Raw genomic sequence first — 16,568 nt, forward strand, 5'->3', positions numbered from 1 at the left:
GTGCGTGCCACAATGCCGCCCATGCCACGCACCGTCATCACGTTCGGCACCTTCGACGTCTTCCACGTCGGTCACCTGCGGGTGCTGGAGCGGGCCGCCGCCCTCGGCGACCGCCTCGTGGTGGGGGTCTCCGCCGACGCCCTCAACGAGCGCAAGAAGGGCCGGGTCCCGGTCTTCAGCCAGGGCGAGCGGCTGGCCATCGTCGCGGCGCTCAAGGTCGTCGACGAGGTCTTCGTCGAGGAGAGCCTCGAGCAGAAGCGCGACTACGTCCTCGAGCACGGGGCCGACGTCCTGGTGATGGGCGACGACTGGGCCGGCAGGTTCGACGACCTCGGCGACGTGTGCGAGGTCGTCTACCTGCCCCGCACCCCCGCCATCTCCACGACGGCGATCATCGAGCACATCGCCGACCTCTAGCCCCGACGGCCCACCCGTCGCGGCGCGGGCACGTAGCCTGTCCCCGACACACCCGGCCCCGAGGGGAATCCTTGCGTCGTACCGCCGCCGTGCTGACGGCCGTCCTGGCCCTGCTCGCCCCGGCGACCCCGGCCGCGGTCCCCGCCCCGGCGCCCACGGACCACGTGGTCCCAGCGACCGCCCCGGCCGCCCCGGGCCTTCCCGACGTCGGGGACGCCGCCGACCGGCGCACCGGTGGCTCCGCCGCGGCCGAGCCCACGATGGTGCTGCGCGACGTCTACCTGGCCCGGCCCGGGCTGGACCGCACCGGGCGGCGGGCGGCCGACGCCGTCCTCGCCCGCCCGACCACGCCGGGCAAGGACGCCTACGCCTCCTACGACCCCGCGCTCCCCCCCGCGCAGCGGTGCGCCGCCCGGGTGTGCGTCACCTTCGTGGAGAGCGGACCCGACCGCGCCACCCCCGAGTGGGCGGAGCGCACCCTGGCGACGTTCGAGTCCGTGTGGACGCGACAGGTCGACGAGATGGGCTACCGCGCCCCGGCACCCGACGGGACGGCGGGGGGCGACGCGCGCTTCGACGTCTACCTCGCCAACATCTCCGCCCAGGGCTTCTACGGCTACTGCGTCCCCGAGGAGCGGGTCCCCGGCCACCCGGGACGCGCGCAGTCCTACTGCGTGCTCGACAACGACATGGCAGGCTTCGCGCGCTCCCCCGCCGCCAGCCTCGAGGTCACCGCCGCCCACGAGTTCTTCCACGCGATCCAGTTCAACCTCGACGTCCGCGAGGACCTGTGGTGGATGGAGGCCTCGGCGACCTGGATGGAGGAGCAGGTCGCCGACGGGATCGACGACAACCGCCAGTTCCTGCGGTCCGGCCAGCTGGGACGGCCGGGCACGCCGCTGGACTCCTTCTCCTCCGACCTGGCCGCCTACGGCAACTGGATCTTCGTGCAGCGGCTGGCGCAGCGGTTCGGGGTGGACGCCGTGCGCGGGGTGTGGGAGCGGCTCGAGGCCTCGTCGGGGGCTCCCGACGAGTACTCCGTCCAGGGCCTGAGGTCCTACGTGTCGTCCCGCGGCGAGCAGTGGGGCCGGTTCTACCTGCGGTTCGTGGAGGGCAACCTGACCCCCCGCCGTGCCTACCCCGAGGGGCGCTCCTACCCTAAGGCCCCCCTGGGGACCAGGGCCCGGGTCCGGACCGGCCGACCGACGCGGCTCTCGGTCCGGGTGCCGCACCTCGCGGCCCACACGGTCCAGCTGCGTGCCGCGGCCGACCTGCCGAAGCGGCGACGCCTGCGGGTCCGGGTCGTCACCGGGCGCCCGCGCCCGGCCGCACCGGCCGCCAGCCTGCTCGTCTTCCGGCGCGGGGGCGGCGTGGCGCGCCTGGAGGTCCGGCTGAACGGCAAGGGCGTGGGCTCGCGGGTGGTCGACCTGCGCCGCGCCCGGGTACGCCGGGTCGTGCTCGTCCTGGCCAACGCCTCGACGCGCTACCGGGGCTGCGATCGCTCCGGCGCCTGGGCCTGCGGCGGGACCCCCGTCGACGACCGCCAGCGGTTCCGGGTCGTGGCGCGAGCCATCCGCTAGGTGTGCTGATGGGTCGGGCGACCCGGGCTCGCCCGAGTTCACCCAAGTTCACCCAAGTACGTGATGACCGGTCGGCGCGGCGCGGTCTAGTTTCGGGCCATGGACCGCCTCGCCCCCGGTGACCGCACCCTCCAGGACCTGGTGCAGGCCTCTCCCGAGGCCATCCTGGTCGTGGGGGCCGCCGGGACGGTGCTCCGCGCCAACGGCCGGGCCGCCGAGCTGCTGGGGGCCGATCCCCGCGGCTGCCTCCTCTCGCAGGTCCTGCCGGCCGACACGGTCGACGCGCTCGGCACGGCCGACCTGGAGCCTCCCGTCGGGCCGCTCGGCGAGCCGACCCGGGCGACGGGCCTGGACGGGCGCGCCCTCCTGCTCGACGTGGTCACCGCTCCCCTGCGCTCGGAGGGGGACGACACGCTGCACGCCGTCTTCCTGCGCGACGCCCACGACCGTCTGGAGCGGGAGCTCCTCGCCGGTCGGCTCCGCGAGTCGGAGGTCCGCCGGCGGCAGGCGCTCGAGCTCAACGACACGGTGGTGCAGACGCTCACCGCCACCGCCCACGCGCTCGAGCAGGGGGACACCGACCGGGCCGTGGGACTGCTGGAGCAGACCCTCTCGGCCGCGCGCCGGCTCATCGACGACTGGCTCAGCCCGCTCGACGGCCCCTTGGCCCCTGGCGACCTGGTCCGCTCGGCGCCCTCGAGCCCGCCATCCGACGCCCCGACGACGGGCAGTCTCGCCGGCTCCGCTCCGGAGGGGACGCGCACGCGGGTCCTGGTGGTGGACGACGACCGCGACCTGCGCGAGCTCTTCGTGGTGCAGCTGCAGGCGTGCCCCGACCTCGAGGTGGTGGGCGAGGCCGCCGACGGGCACGAGGCGGTGCGGCTGGCGGCCGAGCTGACCCCCGACGTCGTGCTGCTCGACGTGGCCATGCCCGTGATGGACGGGCTCCAGGCGCTGCCGCTGATCCTGCGCGCCTCGCCCGGCAGCAGGGTCGTGGTGGTCTCCGCCTTCGACGAGGACGGCCTCGGGGCCCGCGCCCTCGCGCTGGGCGCGGTCCACTACGTCGAGAAGGGCTTCACGATGCGGCTGCCCGAGGTGGTGCGGGCGGTCCTGGCGCGCTGACCCGGACCGCCCGCGTGACGCCTCAGCCCACCTGCGTGGCGAACCGGCCCCAGACCCGGTGCTCGGCCATCAGGGCGCTCAGCTGCGTGAGCGCCGCGGAGCCGCTGTCGGCGCTCACGACCCCGACCGCGCCGGAGACGCCCGCCTCGTCGAGGAGCTCCACCCCGGCACCCCAGGCCCCGACGGCCTTCGAGTGCCGGAAGCACTCCTGGACCATCATCACCGCCCGCGGGTCGGAGGTGAAGGCGGGCGCCCCGGCCTTCTCGTCCCGCACGGTGAGGGCGTCCGGGGCGGGGGCCGGTTTGGACGCGACCAGCAGCGCGTCCAGCTCCACCGAGCGCCCGGTGGCCAGGGAGCGCTGCATCGGCATCCCGTCGATGGTCCCGCCGTGCGGGCCGATGAGGAAGGCCACCATCCCCGACTCGTGGACCGCGGCGCGGACCGTCGCGACCTCCTTCATGTCGGCGTCCTCGCCCAGGAGGATGCCGACGACCCGGCCGTCCGGCGGCCACTCGCCACCGACCTGCGACAGGGCGGGGCTGGGCTCGGCGGCGTCCAGCGCCTCCGTCGGCGCGGGTGCGGGCAGGCCGAGGGCGGTCGCGACCTCCTGGCAGAGCACCGGGTCGATGTTGGCCAGGGCCTGGAGCTGGCGCTCCTTGACCGCCTGCTCGTAGCACTTGCCGAGCTCGAAGGAGTAGGCCCGGATGATGTGCTCCTGCTCCACCGGGGTCATCGACCGCCAGAAGAGGCGCGCCTGGCTGAAGTGGTCGTCGTACGTCGCGGGGTTGCCGCGGGTCTTGACCGCGGCCGCCACCGTCACCGCGGCGTCCACGAAGGCCCGCGTCTGCTCGTCGTCGAGGTCGGCCCCGGCATGGAAGGGGCAGCCCCCGTCGAGCGAGTTCGGCTTGTACGGCGCCACGCCGGCGTGCACGGCGTGCTGGTGGAAGCCGTCGCGCAGCATGTCGTTGACCGGTGCGTGGGTGCGGTTGATCGGGATCTGGTTGAAGTTGGGCCCGCCCAGCCGCGACAGCTGGGTGTCGACGTAGGAGAAGAGCCGGGTCTGCAGCAGCGGGTCGTCGGTGAAGTCGATCCCCGGCACGGTGTGCCCGACGTGGAAGGCCACCTGCTCGACCTCGGCGAAGAAGTTCGTCGGGTTGGCGTCGAGCACCAGCCGGCCGATCGGCTGCACCGGGGCCAGCTCCTCGGGAACGATCTTGGTCGGGTCGAGCAGGTCGATGTCGCCGAACATCTGGTCGGGCTCGTCGGGGAAGACCTGGACCCCCAGCTCCCACTCCGGGAAGGCGCCCGCCTCGATGGCGTCGTACAGGTCGCGGCGGTGGAAGTCGGGGTCGATCCCGTTGATCATCTGCGCCTCCTCCCAGGTGAGGGAGTGGACGCCCAGCTTCGGCTTCCAGTGGAACTTCACCAGCGACGTCTCGCCCTGGGCGTTGACCAGGCGGAAGGTGTGGACCCCGAAGCCCTCCATCATCCGGTAGGAGCGCGGGATGCCGCGGTCCGACATGTTCCACAGGGCGTGGTGCTGGGCCTCGGTGTGGAGCGAGACGAAGTCCCAGAAGGTGTCGTGGGCGCTCTGGGCCTGCGGGATCTCGCGGTCGGGGTGCGGCTTGCCGGCGTGGACGATGTCGGGGAACTTGATGCCGTCCTGAATGAAGAAGACCGGCATGTTGTTGCCGACGAGGTCCCAGACCCCCTCGTCGGTGTAGAACTTCGTGGCGAAGCCGCGGGTGTCACGCACCGTGTCCGCGGAGCCGCGGGAGCCCAGCACGGTGGAGAAGCGCGTGAAGACCGGGGTCCGCTTCCCCTTCGCGAACAGCCCGGCCATCGTGATGCTCTCGGCGGTCCCGTAGCCCTCGAAGACCCCGTGCGCCCCCGCCCCGCGGGCGTGCACCACCCGCTCGGGGATCCGCTCGTGGTCGAAGTGGGTGATCTTCTCCCGCAGGTGGTGGTCCTGCAGCAGGGTGGGGCCGCGCTCCCCGGCCTTGAGCGAGTGGTCGGTGTCGCGCAGCCGGGTGCCGGTCGACGTGGTCAGGAACGCGCCCTGCTGGGTGCGGGCGCCCGTCTCGTCGCCGACCCGGCGGCCGGTCGCGGTGCCGAGCGCGGGCTGGCGCTGGTCGGGCTTGGGCGGCAGCGGCTCGCGGGGTTCCGTCGGCTCGGTGAGCGACGGGGAGTCGACGCCGGGCGCGCCGGGGACGTGCTGGTCCTTCTTCGACATGGTGCTCCTCCGAGTAGGTGCGGACGCCAGCCCGTACCCACTCCCCCCGACGGCACCACAAGGCTTCGCGACCTGTCCAGCGAGCCGAGGCGTGCGCGGCGCTCAGCCCTCCCGGAGCCGAGCGGCGACCTCTCGGCGCAGCACCTTCCCCATCGGGTTGGTGGGCAGCTCGTCGACGACCACCACCCGTCGGGGCACCTTGTAAGGGGTGAGCTCGTGGCGCACGTGGTCCCGGACCCGGTCGGGGTCGACCTCCGCGCCCTCCGCGGCCACGACGGCCGCGACCACCTGCTCGCCGCCGTCGCCGGTGGGCAGCCCGACCACCGCGCAGTCCGCCACCTCGTCGAGCTCGCGGACCACCGCCTCCACCTCGGAGGGGTAGACGTTGAAACCGCCGGTGATGATGATCTCCTTCACCCGGTCGACCACCGTCAGGAAGCCGTCGGGCGCCATCGTCACCACGTCGCCGGTGCGGAACCACCCGTCGTGGAAGGCCGCCGCCGTCTCCTCGGGCAGCCCCCGGTAGCCGGAGAAGACCTGGGGCCCGCGGACGAGCAGCTCGCCGCTCTCTCCCAGCGGCACCTCGCGGTCGGGGTCCTCGCGGTCGACCACCCGCACCTCGGTGTCGGGGAAGGGCACCCCGATCGCGCCGGGCCGGCGGTCGGCGGACATCGGGTTGCCGACGATCACCGGGGAGGTCTCGGTGAGGCCGTACCCCTCGACGAGGAGGCCGCCGGTCGCGCGCTCCCAGTCCTCGACGAGCTCCGCCGAGAGCGGCATCGCCCCCGACAGGCTGAACCGGATGCCCTGCAGCGAGACGCCGCGCCGCTCCGCCTCGTCGAGGATCCGCCGGTACAGCGGCGGCACGGCCGGGAGGAAGGTCGGCGTCCGGCGCCCGATCGCCTCCATCACCAGGTCGGTCTCCGGCTTGGGCAGCAGGACCAGACGGGCGGCCAGCGCGACCCCGAGCAGCAGGCTGACCGTGACGCCGTACGCGTGGAAGAGGGGCAGCGGGACCAGGAAGGTCTCCTCGCCCGGGCGCAGCCCCGGCACCCAGGCCCGGCCCTGCGTCACGTTGGCGACGAGGTTGCGGTGCCGCAGCTCGACGCCCTTCGGGGCACCCGTCGTGCCCGACGTGTAGAGCAGCAGCGCCACGTCGTCCGGCGCGGGACGGGGGTGGTCGGCCGGGAGCGGGGCGGCCCCGGCGAGCCGCCCCCACGGCACGGCCCCGGGGGCCGGGGCGGTGAGCTGCTCGCGCGCCTTCCGCGCCTTCGCGACCGGGAGGCGCAGCGCCAGTCGCTTGGGCCAGGGCAGCTCGGCGGTGAGGTCGACCGCGACCACGTGCTCCAGCGCGCAGGAGCCGCGCAGCGCCTCCACGACGGGGACCGCCTTGTCCCACACGACCGCCACCCGCGCGCCGTGGTCGGCGAAGGGGCGCTGCAGCTCGTGGGCGGTGTAGAGCGGGTTGTGCTCCACGGCGGTGGCCCCCAGCCGCAGCGTCGCCAGGAAGGCCACGACGTTCTGCGGGCAGTTCGGCATCACGAGGGCCACGCGGTCGCCCGGCCCGACCCCCAGGTCGCGCAACCCCCCGGCGACGCGCTCGACCTGCCGGGCCAGGTCGGCCCAGCGCGTCGTGCGGCCCAGGAAGTCGAGGGCGTCCCGGTCGCCGTGGTCGCGCACCGCCCCGTCGAGGAGGTCCACGACGGTGGTGTCGCCGTACTCGAGGCGGAGCGGCACCCCCGGTCCGTACGCGTCGGCCCAGCGGGGTGTCGTGCTCATGCGGGTGTCCTCGTCCGGGTGCCTGCGCGGCGGTCGCCGCGTCGCCCCACGGTATCCGTCCCCGGCGGCGGGGTCGGCGAGGGAGGGTCAGCGCAGGTTCTGCGCGAGGCGCGCGACCGCCCAGAAGAGCGGGAACGGCATGGTCCCGCTCAGCTCCTCCACGTCGTCCTCGTCGAGCTGGCGGAACGCCTCGGCCAGCGCCACGGCGTCCGAGTGCCCGTGCATCCCCAGCGGGTCGACCAGCCGCATCAGGGCGGGGCCCACCGGGGCGGGCAGCGAGCGCCGCAGGTCCCGGCGGACGTCGTCGCCCAGGCCCGCCCAGGAGTGCAGCACCGAGCGCACGGGGAACTCGTGGCGCTCGCGGGTGCGACGCGCCACGACCGGGGTCTGGGCCGGGTCGGCCGTCAGCTCGATGGACACGTGGAAGACGCTAGGTCGCCGCCCCGGGCGCCCGTGGCGAAAGACCCGAAATGGCCCCCGACGGTCCAGACCGCTCGACCGTCAGCGCGCCCCCGCGTCCCGGATGACGTGGACCGCCGAGAGGTGGGTCTCGGTGTCCTTGGTGACCAGCAGCAGGGTCTCCATGTGGGGCTCCAGGCCGGTCACCTTGTCGAGCGGGACGCCGATCACCAGCTGGAAGCCGAGACCGCGCCAGGCCTGGACGGCGCGACCGGCGAACTCGGAGTCGGCCTTGACGAAGCCCTCGTCCAGCAGCACGGGCGCGAACCGCGGCCGCGAGCGGAGCTCGTCGCCCAGCCGGAACCGCAGGGCGGAGCCGACGATGAAGGCGACCAGCTCCTGGCTCTCGCCGCCGCTCTTCTCCCCCAGCGTCCGGTAGGTCGAGCGCAGCTCGCCGGTGGTGCGGTCGTAGCGCTCGGCGCTGATCTCCACGTGTCGCCGGACGTCGAGCAACCGGTCGCGGTCGGCACCGTCGGCACCGGCCTCCGTCGGCCGCAGCTGGGCCATGAAGCGGCGCAGCTCGGCGAACCGGGCCTGCATCTCCTCCTCCGACAACCCCTGCGCGGAGCCCCGGGAGAGGGCGCGCAGGTCCTTGAGGAACGTCTGCACGTGGGCGGGCGCCAGCCGCCGGAGCCGGATCCGCAGCCGGTCCTTCTCGGCGCCGAACTCCAGCCGCCGCAGGATCGCGTTGATCGGCTCGAGGCGGTCCTCGATCTCCTCGACCGACGAGGCCATCGCCCCCGCCAGCGGGACGAGGTCCTGACCGCTCCACTCGGTGAGCCGGCGCCGCCACTCCTGCCGGCGCTGCGCCAGTCCGGTGGCCTCGATGTCGGCCAGGATCCGGGCGTAGTCGGCGTAGGAGTCGGCGGTGGTGCCGAGGTTGGGGTCCTCCCACTGCAGCTGGTAGGCGCGGAAGATGCCGGCCAGCTCGCGCTCGGCGTGCTCGACCTCGACCTGGGCGTGCGCGACCTCGCCGTGGAGCCGGGCCTGGAGGCGGCCCGCGTTCTCGTGGAAGCGGTCGAGGTCGCCGGCGTCGTCGGGCGCGCAGGCGGCCGCCATCTCCTCGTCGAGCCGCTGCTCCTGCTCGGGGGTGAGGACGACCGTGCCGGCGCGCTCCATCCGCTCCAGCTCGTCGTTGACCTGGTCCTCGGCCTCCACCATCTCGCCGTGGGCGGTGTCGAGCGCGCCGCGCCGCTCCTCGAGCTGGTAGCGCCCGCGCCTGGCCTCCTCGAGGTCGGCCTCGAGGTCGCGGATGCGCTCCTCCACGTCGGCGAGTCCGGCGTCGTCCCCCAGCGCCGCCTCCCGGCGGCGCCCGAGCTCGGCGAGCCGCTCGCGGGACGCGGGGACGTCGAGGTCGTCGTACCCGTGGCTGCGCAGCGCCTCGTGCGCGGCCCGGCGCAGGTCGAGGAGCCGGGTGGCCTGCTCGACGTCGGCCAGGCGGCCGTCGAGGTCGGTGAGCGCCTCCTCCACCTCGTCGAGCTCGCGGTCGAGCTCGGCCACGGAGTCGCCGGCACCGAAGCCCAGGATGCTGCGCTGCTCGGCGCGGCCGTGCGCGCCCCGGCGGCCCTGACGGGTCTGGCCCGCCGCGGTCACCCTGTGCCCGCCGCGGGCGAGGTCGGCGGGGTCGGTCACGCAGAGGGCGTCGCGGGAGGGGTGGGCGACGTGCGCCTGCACCCAGCCACGGAACGGCGAGTCGGCGAAGACGAGCTTGCCGGCGACCCGGGCGGGGTCGGCGGCCGGGAGGGCGGGCAGCCCGGTCTCGGCGCCCTCGAAGACCAGGCGACCCCGCAGGGAGACCGAGTCGATGGCGCGCGAGAGCTCCTCGAGCCGCTCCAGCGGCACGAGCATGACGCGGGCCGAGGCACCCAGGACGGTCTCGACCGCCAGCCGCCACCGTTCCTCCCCCGGCGCGACGTCGACCAGCTCGGCGACGAAGGGCAGGTCCGCCGGGTCGAGCCCGCTGGCCCGGGCCACCTCGTGGCGCATCGCGTGGAGGTGGGCCGGGACCCGCCCGGTCCGCCCGGCCAGCGAGGAACGCTCGTCGGTCAGCGCCCGGCGCCGCTCCAGCAGCGGGAACCGTGCCGCCATGACGCGGTCGCGCTCGGCGACCAGCCCGGCGACCTCGTCGGCGTGGCCCGCGAGCCACCGCTCGGAGCGGTCGACGAGGTCGTGGTAGCCCTCCCGGCTCGCCAGCGCCTCGGGCACGTCGACGTCGTCGTCGAGGAGCGCGGCGACCCGGCCCAGCAGGGCGTCGCGGCGGGAGACGCGCTCGGCGAGCAGCGCCTCCTCCCGCTCCACCTCCGCGGCCAGGCGCTCGAGGGTGGCGCCGCCGGCCTCGCGGTGCTGCTCCTTGGCGGCCTCCAGGTCGGCGGCCAGCGACGCCACGGAGCGCGTCGCCGACTTCAGCCGGTCGGAGACCCGGGCGCGCTCGGCGCGGTTGGCCTGCACCGCCGTGCCCAGCAGGCGTGCATGGGTGCGCAGCATCCACAGCCGGACCGGGGTGTCGCCCCGCGCCGTCACGCCGAAGGCGTCGAGCTCCGCCGAGGTCGCCCGGGCGGCGGCCCGGCGGGCGGCCAGCTCGACGATCGGGGCGAGCAGCTCCTGCTTCTGCTCCTCGGTGCGCATCGCGAGGTAGGCGGACTCGAGGTCGTCGAAGTGCTCCACCGCCCGGTCGGCGGCGGCGTAGGTCGCGGGCCGCTCGAGGACCATCTCCTTGTAGAGCTCGTCGACGCTGCGCACCTGGTTGCCGGCCTGGATCCGGGCCAGCAGCCGCAGCGCCTTGGCACCGTCGCCGCCCGCGCCGATGCCCAGGCGCGCGTGCAGGGTCGCGGCGAACTCGGCGTACGTGCGGTGGACCCGGAGCCCGGGGTGCAGCTTCTTCAGGGTGGCGCCGTGGAACCGGTCGGGGACGGCGGCCTCCAGCGCCGCGCAGTCCAGCGGCGCGTCGAGGGTGACCAGCTGCATCTGGACCTCGCTGGAGCGGGTGGCGCGGCGCGGCACGTAGTAGGTGCGCAGCACCGTGAACCGGCGCCCCCCGTCGTCGACGAAGGTGACCGCGACCGCGCCCCAGGTGTCGCTGCCGCGGCCGCGCAGCAGCCGCTCGGTCGGGCGGCCCGTGCGCGGGTCGTCGACGAGGTCGACGGCGCCGCGCAGGTAGGAGAGGAGGTTGCGCTGGCCCAGGCTGCGGGCCCGTCCGGCGGTGGCGTCGTTGGAGGCGCCGTTGAACTTGGTGTCCGACGGCATCATCAGCGCGGTGTAGGCGTCGAGGACCGTGCTCTTGCCGACGCCCGAGGCCCCGGAGATCATCGTGGTGTCCGCGCTCAGGTCGATCGCGACGCGGCCCGAGAAGCCGCCCCAGTTGACCAGCTGCAGGACCTCGGCCCGCCACTGGCGGGTGTCGTCGGAGGGCGTGACCACGCTCTCGCGGGCGAAGAGGCCGCCGGCGTGCCCCGCCTCCTCGGCGAGCGCCCCAGCCTCGCGCTCCAGCGCGTCGTCGAGGTCCCCCTCGATGTCGACGTCGAGGTCGTCCTCGAGGTCGTCCTCGAGGTCGACGTCGGTCCGCGGCTCGGTCTCCTGGGTCATGCCTGCGCCTCCTCGGCGAAGAGCGGCTCGTCGGCCGGGTCGGCCTGCGCGGCGGCGTCGGGGTCGTTGGTACGACGCAGCTCCTCGAGGAGCTCGCGCAGCCGCTCGACCGGGAGCAGCGACTCGATGGCCTCGCTGACCTCGAACCGGTGGTCGGTCGGGGCGCCGACCAGCAGCCCCGCCTTGTTGATGCTGGCGACCGCGTTGCGGGCGCGCTTCTCGTCGCCGGCCAGGTCGGTCGCGTGCGGCGGGCGGAAGCCGGCGACGTGCTCGACCAGGTCCTCGCGGTCCACGTGGACCCGCTCCTCCCCCGCGGCCGTCGCGACCCGGTAGCGGTCCCGCAGGTGCACGAGGACGATGGTCTCCTCGCGGCTCCAGGCGACGTCGTGCAGGAGCGTCGGGAAGCGGCCGCCCGTCTCCGGGACCGCCTGGCGCTTCCAGGCCACCTCGCGGACGGGGTCGACCTGGAGCTCGAGGAAGAGGTCGTTGAGCCGGGAGCGGACGAGCCGCTCCTGCTCCACCACCACGCGCCACACGTGCGGGTGGGTCCGGGCGCTGACGAAGCGCTGCTTGAGCAGGGTGACGAGGGCACGCCGGACCGGCAGCTCGAGACTGCCCTCGTCGCCCTCGAAGAGCGAGACCGAGGCGGTGTCGTGGGGCGCTTCGAGCTCCTCGAGCCCTTCGGACTCCTCGACCTCGTCGTCGAGCACGTCCACCACGTCCGTCGCGTCGGGCTCGTCGGTCTCCACCGTCGTCATCAGCGCTCCTCCAGCGGGGTCGAGGTCGGGTCGAGGTCGGGGTCGGGCAGCGGGACGCGCGGCACCTCGAAGACCCGCTCCGTGCCGTCGGCCCGACGCGCCCGGTAGGTCTCCGTGCCCCCGTCGGCGTCGAGCGACCGGTCGGCCGCGAGGTGGAGGAGGCCGAGGACCTCCACCGGGCGGCGCAGGGCCGGCTCGAGGGAGTCGAAGAGGTCGCCCAGCGAGGCCGCCGGGTCGAGGGCGGTCAGGGCGTGGTCGAGCCGCTCCCGGAGGTCGCCCAGCGACGGGCCGCCCAGCGCCAGGAGCTCCTCGTAGCCGGGACCGCTCCCCCGGGCCTGCGGGGCGTCCGCGAGCCGCTCGGGCGCCACGTCGTCGGCGGGGTCGTGGAACCGTTCGCGCAGGTGCTCCACCTCGGCGCGTGCCGGCAGCAGCGGGAGGCCGACGGTGGCCCGTGGGCCCGAGGTGGCCATCCAGGTCGCCAGCTCCGACTCGACCTGGCGCAGCACCTGCTCGAGCTCCCGGTCGCGGGTCACGTCGTGGGCGAGGATGTACTCCTTGAGCGCCGAGGTGACCCGGGAGCGCTGGGCCAGCACCCGGTCCAGCCCCTCGCGGATGAGCCGCACGGTGGCCCGCAGCTCGCCGCGCTCCGCGTCGGCGAGCAGCCGGTCGGCGAGCGGGTGGTCGAGCAGGGCCGTGAGGTCCTCGCGCAGCCGACCGACCATCTCGTCGTCGCGGAGCAGGGCGAACGCCCCCTCGAAGGCGCGCCCCTCGGGGGTCGCGGTCATGAGCGCGTCGGCCCGGGCCAGGTAGTCGTCGATCACCTCGCCGGCCGGGCGCGGCTCGGCCCGGAACGAGGCCAGGATCTCGGCGCGGATCTCGGCGAACCGCTCCTCGACGCGCGCGAAGTCGCTGGGGAGCGCGGAGACCAGCAGCTGGAGCTCGGTGAACCCCTCCAGCATGTAGTCGGGGGTGGCCGGCTCGATGTCGGCGCCGTCGACGAGCCGGTCGCGCTCGGCGGTGAGCCGGGCGATCTCGGCGTTGAGCAGCGTGACCCGGGAGGTCCGGTCGGGGTTCGCTTCGCTGTTGAAGCGCCGCACGGTGCTGAGCAGCGTGGCGATCCGGTGCTCGCTGAGGGTCGAGCGGTCCCGCGACAGGCTCTTGACGAGCTCGAGCGCCTGCTGGGCGTGCGAGGTGAGCGAGTAGACCTCGCGGCCGGAGTCGTCGAGGGTCCGGACCAGCCACCGGCCGCGCATCCAGCGCAGGCACACCTCGCGTCCCGTGCCGGTCGGGACGTCGGCGTCCCCGGCGGCGCGCAGCTGGGCGAGGTGGTCCTCGACCTGGGCGTGCAGCCTCGCCGTGGGGACGGGGCGGTTGTCCCGGCCGAAGACGGCACGGAAGACCGCGATCACCACCGGGGCCTGCCGCTGGTGGAGCAGGGTGAGGGTGGGCTGCCGGAAGTCGGCGCGGACGCGTGCCAGCTCGGCGGCGACCTCGCTCATCCGTGCTCCCTCGTTGCTCCTGATCGACGCGACAGCATCCCACCGGAGCCGCCCGGCGCTCGAAAGCGGGGGGTGCGCTCCCGCACATGCGGCTCTAGAGTGGCCGACATGCCGCAGATGAGGATCAGCGAAGCCGCGGGCTACCTCGGCGTCAGCGACGACACCGTGCGCCGCTGGATCGAGCGCGGGCTGCTCGCCGCCGACGTCGACGAGGCCGGCCGCAAGGTCGTCGACGGGTACGACGTCGCCCGGGTGGCGCGGCAGCAGGCCGTCCTGCCGGGGCAGCCCGACGGCCTGGCCAGCTCGGCCCGCAACCGCTTCGTCGGCCTGGTCACCGACCTCAAGGTCGACGACGTGATGGCGCAGGTCGAGCTGCAGTGCGGCCCGTTCCGCGTGGTGTCGCTGATGAGCAGCGAGTCGGTCCGCGACCTCGGCCTCGAGCTCGGCTCCGTCGCCGTGGCGGTGGTCAAGTCCACGACCGTCATCGTCGAGACGCCGCGGGACGCGGGATGAGGGCCCCGCTGGTGGCCGCGGTCGTGCTGGTGGCCGCGGGGTGCGGCGCCGCCGGCGACGGGGGCACCGGGGGCGACGGCACCGAGCTCACCGTCTTCGCCGCCGCCTCGCTCGCCGGCCCGTTCGAGCAGGTCGCCGAGACCTTCGAGGCCGAGCACGAGGGCGTGCGGGTCCGGCTGTCGCTGGCCGGCTCCTCCGACCTGGTCGCGCAGGTCGAGGCGGGGGCGCCGGCCGACGTGCTGGCCACGGCCGACGAGGAGACCATGCAGCGCCTGGTCGACGCCGACCTCGCCGACGGCGACCCCGTCCCCTTCGCCGCCAACCGCCTGCAGCTCGCCGTCCCGCCCGGCAACCCCGCCGGCGTACGGTCCCTCGCCGACCTCGCCCGCCCCGGCCTGGCCCTGGTGCTCTGCGCCCCCGAGGTGCCGTGCGGCGCAGCCTCGGCACGGCTGGCCGGGGCGGCCGGGGTGACGCTGTCCCCGGTGAGCGAGGAGCGGTCGGTGACCGACGTGCTCGCCAAGGTCACCTCCGGCGAGGCGGACGCCGGCCTGGTCTACGCCACCGACGTGCTGGCCGCGGGCGACGCCGTGGAGGGGATCGCGCTGGCCGACGAGGGGGTCGCCCCCAACGTCTACCCCGTGGTCCCCGTCGCCGGCGCCGACGAGCCGGGGCTCGCGGCCGACTTCGTCGCGCTGCTCACCGGACCCACCGGACAGCGGGCGCTGGCCGACGCCGGGTTCCTGCCGGCGCGGGGCGGGCGGTGAGGAGGCCGGCGGCCGCCCACGTCGGGGTGCCGCGGTGGCTCTACCTGCCGGCCCTGCTCGGCGCCGGGGTGGTGCTGCTGCCCCTGGTCGCGCTCCTGCTGCGGACCCCGTGGGCCGACTTCTGGGGCCTGGTCACCTCGGAGGCGTCCCGGGACGCGCTCGGCCTGAGCCTGCGCACCGCGACCGCCAGCACCGTCGTCTGCGTGCTGCTGGGCACGCCGATGGCGGTCGTCCTGGCCCGGACCGACTTCCGCGGCCAGGGGCTGCTGCGCGCCCTGGTCCTGCTCCCGCTGGTCCTGCCGCCGGTGGTGGGCGGGATCGCCCTGCTCTACACGTTCGGCCGCCGTGGGCTGCTCGGCCGTACCTTCGAGGTGCTCGGCGTGCAGGTGGCCTTCTCGACCACCGCCGTGGTCCTCGCCCAGGTCTTCGTGGCGCTGCCCTTCCTCGTGGTCAGCCTCGAGGGGGCGCTGCGTTCGGCGGGACAGCGCTACGAGGTCGTCGCCGCGTCGCTGGGGGCCCGCCCCACCACGGTGCTGCGTCGGGTGACGCTCCCCCTGGTGCTGCCGGGCCTGGTCTCCGGGGCCGTGCTCGCCTTCGCCCGGTCGCTCGGCGAGTTCGGTGCGACGCTGACCTTCGCGGGCAGCCTGCAGGGGGTGACCCGGACGCTGCCGCTCGAGATCTACCTGCGCCGCGAGACCGATGCCGACGCGGCGGTGGCGCTCTCGCTGGTCCTCGTGGCGGTCGCGGTCCTGGTGGTCGGCCTGACCCGGCAGGCGGGACGGGCCCGATGACCCTGGAGCTGGCCGCGCGGGTGCCCGCCCGCGACGTCGAGGTCGAGCTGGAGGTGGGAGCCGGGGAGACGGTGGCGCTGCTGGGTCCCAACGGCGCCGGGAAGTCGACCGTGCTCTCCGTCGCGGCCGGCCTCGTGGTGCCCGACGCGGGACGCGTGGTCCTCGACGGCCGGGTGCTCACCGACGCCGCCCCCGGGGCGCGACGCAGGGTCCAGGTGCCGCCGCACGACCGGCGGACCGCGCTGCTGGCCCAGGACGCCTCGCTCTTCCCGCACCTGGACGCGCTCGACAACGTGGCCTTCGGGCCGCGCAGCGCCGGGGCCGGACGGCGTACGGCGCGGGATGCCGCCCGGCGGTGGCTCGCCGCGGTGGGGGCAGAGGACCTCGCCCACCGCCGTCCCCGCCAGCTCTCCGGCGGCCAGGCCCAGCGGGTCGCGCTGGCCCGGGCGCTGGCGGCCGAGCCCGCGCTGCTCCTCCTCGACGAGCCGATGGCGGCGCTCGACGTCGGCGTGACCCCGGCGCTGCGGCAGGTGCTGCGTCGCGTCCTCGCCGACCGGACGGTGCTGCTGGTGACCCACGACGTGCTCGACGCGGTGCTGCTCGCCGACCGGGTCGTGGTCCTCGACGCGGGCCGGGTGGTGGAGCAGGGAGCCACCGGCGACGTGCTGGCCCGGCCGCGCAGCGACTTCGCGGCCCGGGTGGCCGGCCTCAACCTGGTCCGTGGCGCCTGGCGCGACGGGGCGCTGCACTCCCCCGACGGGCTCCGCATCGAGGGGATGGCGCACGGCCCCGCCCTCCGCGACGGCGACGCGAGCGTCGCGGTCTTCGAGCCGCAGGCCGTCTCGGTCTTCCTCGCCGAGCCCGGCGGCAGCCCGCGCAACGCCCTGTCGGTGGTGGTCACCGAGCTGGAGCCGCGGGGCGGGCAGGTCCGGATCCGGGCGGGCGCGCTCGCGGCCGACGTGACGCCGCGGGCCGTCGCCGACCTGGACCTCGCCCCGGGGCGCCGGGTCGTCCTCGCGGTCAAGGCGCACGAGGTCGCGGTCTACGGCACCTGACTCTCCCTGTCTCCCG

Annotated in this window: 13 protein-coding genes; 7 read left to right on the forward strand and 6 right to left on the reverse strand. The window is 75.2% G+C overall.

The window, feature by feature from the left end; translation table 11 throughout:
- The first annotated feature begins 21 nt into the window (after window positions 1-21).
- The 3 genes from DNK53_RS12235 (at window position 22) to DNK53_RS12245 (ending at window position 3,119) form a co-directional block, all read left to right on the forward strand.
- Window positions 22-417 (forward strand): FAD synthase family protein, encoded by a 396-nt coding sequence (locus DNK53_RS12235; protein ID WP_110182625.1) that lies wholly within the window; start codon window positions 22-24, stop codon window positions 415-417.
- Between the two features lie 71 nt (window positions 418-488).
- A complete protein-coding gene (locus DNK53_RS12240; RefSeq protein ID WP_162599916.1) occupies window positions 489-1,997 on the forward strand; it encodes an MXAN_6640 family putative metalloprotease in 1,509 nt (502 codons plus the stop codon).
- A 99-nt stretch (window positions 1,998-2,096) separates the two neighbouring features.
- Window positions 2,097-3,119, forward strand: coding sequence for a response regulator (locus DNK53_RS12245; protein ID WP_110182627.1), 1,023 nt, complete (start codon window positions 2,097-2,099; stop codon window positions 3,117-3,119).
- A 22-nt stretch (window positions 3,120-3,141) separates the two neighbouring features.
- Here DNK53_RS12245 and DNK53_RS12250 read toward each other — a convergent pair whose 3' ends face one another.
- From DNK53_RS12250 to DNK53_RS12275, 6 genes are all read right to left on the reverse strand, one after another.
- Window positions 3,142-5,352, reverse strand: coding sequence for a catalase (locus tag DNK53_RS12250; RefSeq protein WP_110182628.1), 2,211 nt, complete (start codon window positions 5,350-5,352; stop codon window positions 3,142-3,144).
- Between the two features lie 102 nt (window positions 5,353-5,454).
- Window positions 5,455-7,131, reverse strand: a complete 1,677-nt coding sequence (locus tag DNK53_RS12255) for a long-chain-fatty-acid--CoA ligase (RefSeq protein WP_110182629.1) — start codon at window positions 7,129-7,131, stop codon at window positions 5,455-5,457.
- Window positions 7,132-7,218: 87 nt separating this feature from the next.
- Window positions 7,219-7,551 (reverse strand): hypothetical protein, encoded by a 333-nt coding sequence (locus DNK53_RS12260; RefSeq protein WP_110182630.1) that lies wholly within the window; start codon window positions 7,549-7,551, stop codon window positions 7,219-7,221.
- Between the two features lie 81 nt (window positions 7,552-7,632).
- Window positions 7,633-11,172 carry an ATP-binding protein gene (locus DNK53_RS12265; RefSeq protein ID WP_204163906.1) on the reverse strand — a complete coding sequence of 1,180 codons (3,540 nt, stop codon included), beginning with the start codon at window positions 11,170-11,172 and terminating at the stop codon, window positions 7,633-7,635.
- The gene (locus tag DNK53_RS12270; protein WP_110182631.1) at window positions 11,169-11,930 is read right to left on the reverse strand and encodes a DUF4194 domain-containing protein; all 762 of its coding nucleotides are present in this window, start codon (window positions 11,928-11,930) and stop codon (window positions 11,169-11,171) included. The genes DNK53_RS12265 and DNK53_RS12270 overlap by 4 nt, the downstream gene beginning before the upstream one ends.
- Window positions 11,930-13,429, reverse strand: a complete 1,500-nt coding sequence (locus DNK53_RS12275) for a DUF3375 domain-containing protein (RefSeq protein WP_110182632.1) — start codon at window positions 13,427-13,429, stop codon at window positions 11,930-11,932. Before DNK53_RS12275 ends, DNK53_RS12270 begins: the two co-directional genes overlap by 1 nt.
- 108 nt (window positions 13,430-13,537) lie before the next feature.
- On the opposite strand from DNK53_RS12275, the gene DNK53_RS12280 reads away from it, so the two are divergent.
- The 4 genes from DNK53_RS12280 to DNK53_RS12295 are packed head-to-tail and all read left to right on the forward strand — an operon-like array spanning window position 13,538 to window position 16,552.
- Window positions 13,538-13,942 (forward strand): TOBE domain-containing protein, encoded by a 405-nt coding sequence (locus DNK53_RS12280; RefSeq protein WP_110183131.1) that lies wholly within the window; start codon window positions 13,538-13,540, stop codon window positions 13,940-13,942.
- Window positions 13,939-14,706 (forward strand): molybdate ABC transporter substrate-binding protein, encoded by a 768-nt coding sequence (gene modA, locus DNK53_RS12285; RefSeq protein ID WP_110182633.1) that lies wholly within the window; start codon window positions 13,939-13,941, stop codon window positions 14,704-14,706. Before DNK53_RS12280 ends, modA begins: the two co-directional genes overlap by 4 nt.
- Complete coding sequence (locus DNK53_RS12290) at window positions 14,703-15,497, forward strand: ABC transporter permease (protein WP_110182634.1); 795 nt, start codon at window positions 14,703-14,705, stop codon at window positions 15,495-15,497. The genes modA and DNK53_RS12290 overlap by 4 nt, the downstream gene beginning before the upstream one ends.
- Window positions 15,494-16,552, forward strand: coding sequence for a sulfate/molybdate ABC transporter ATP-binding protein (locus DNK53_RS12295; RefSeq protein WP_110182635.1), 1,059 nt, complete (start codon window positions 15,494-15,496; stop codon window positions 16,550-16,552). The genes DNK53_RS12290 and DNK53_RS12295 overlap by 4 nt, the downstream gene beginning before the upstream one ends.
- The last annotated feature ends 16 nt before the right edge of the window (window positions 16,553-16,568 follow it).

Origin of the sequence: Nocardioides solisilvae, assembly GCF_003194625.1 — a bacterium.
Taxonomy (GTDB): domain Bacteria; phylum Actinomycetota; class Actinomycetes; order Propionibacteriales; family Nocardioidaceae; genus Nocardioides; species Nocardioides solisilvae.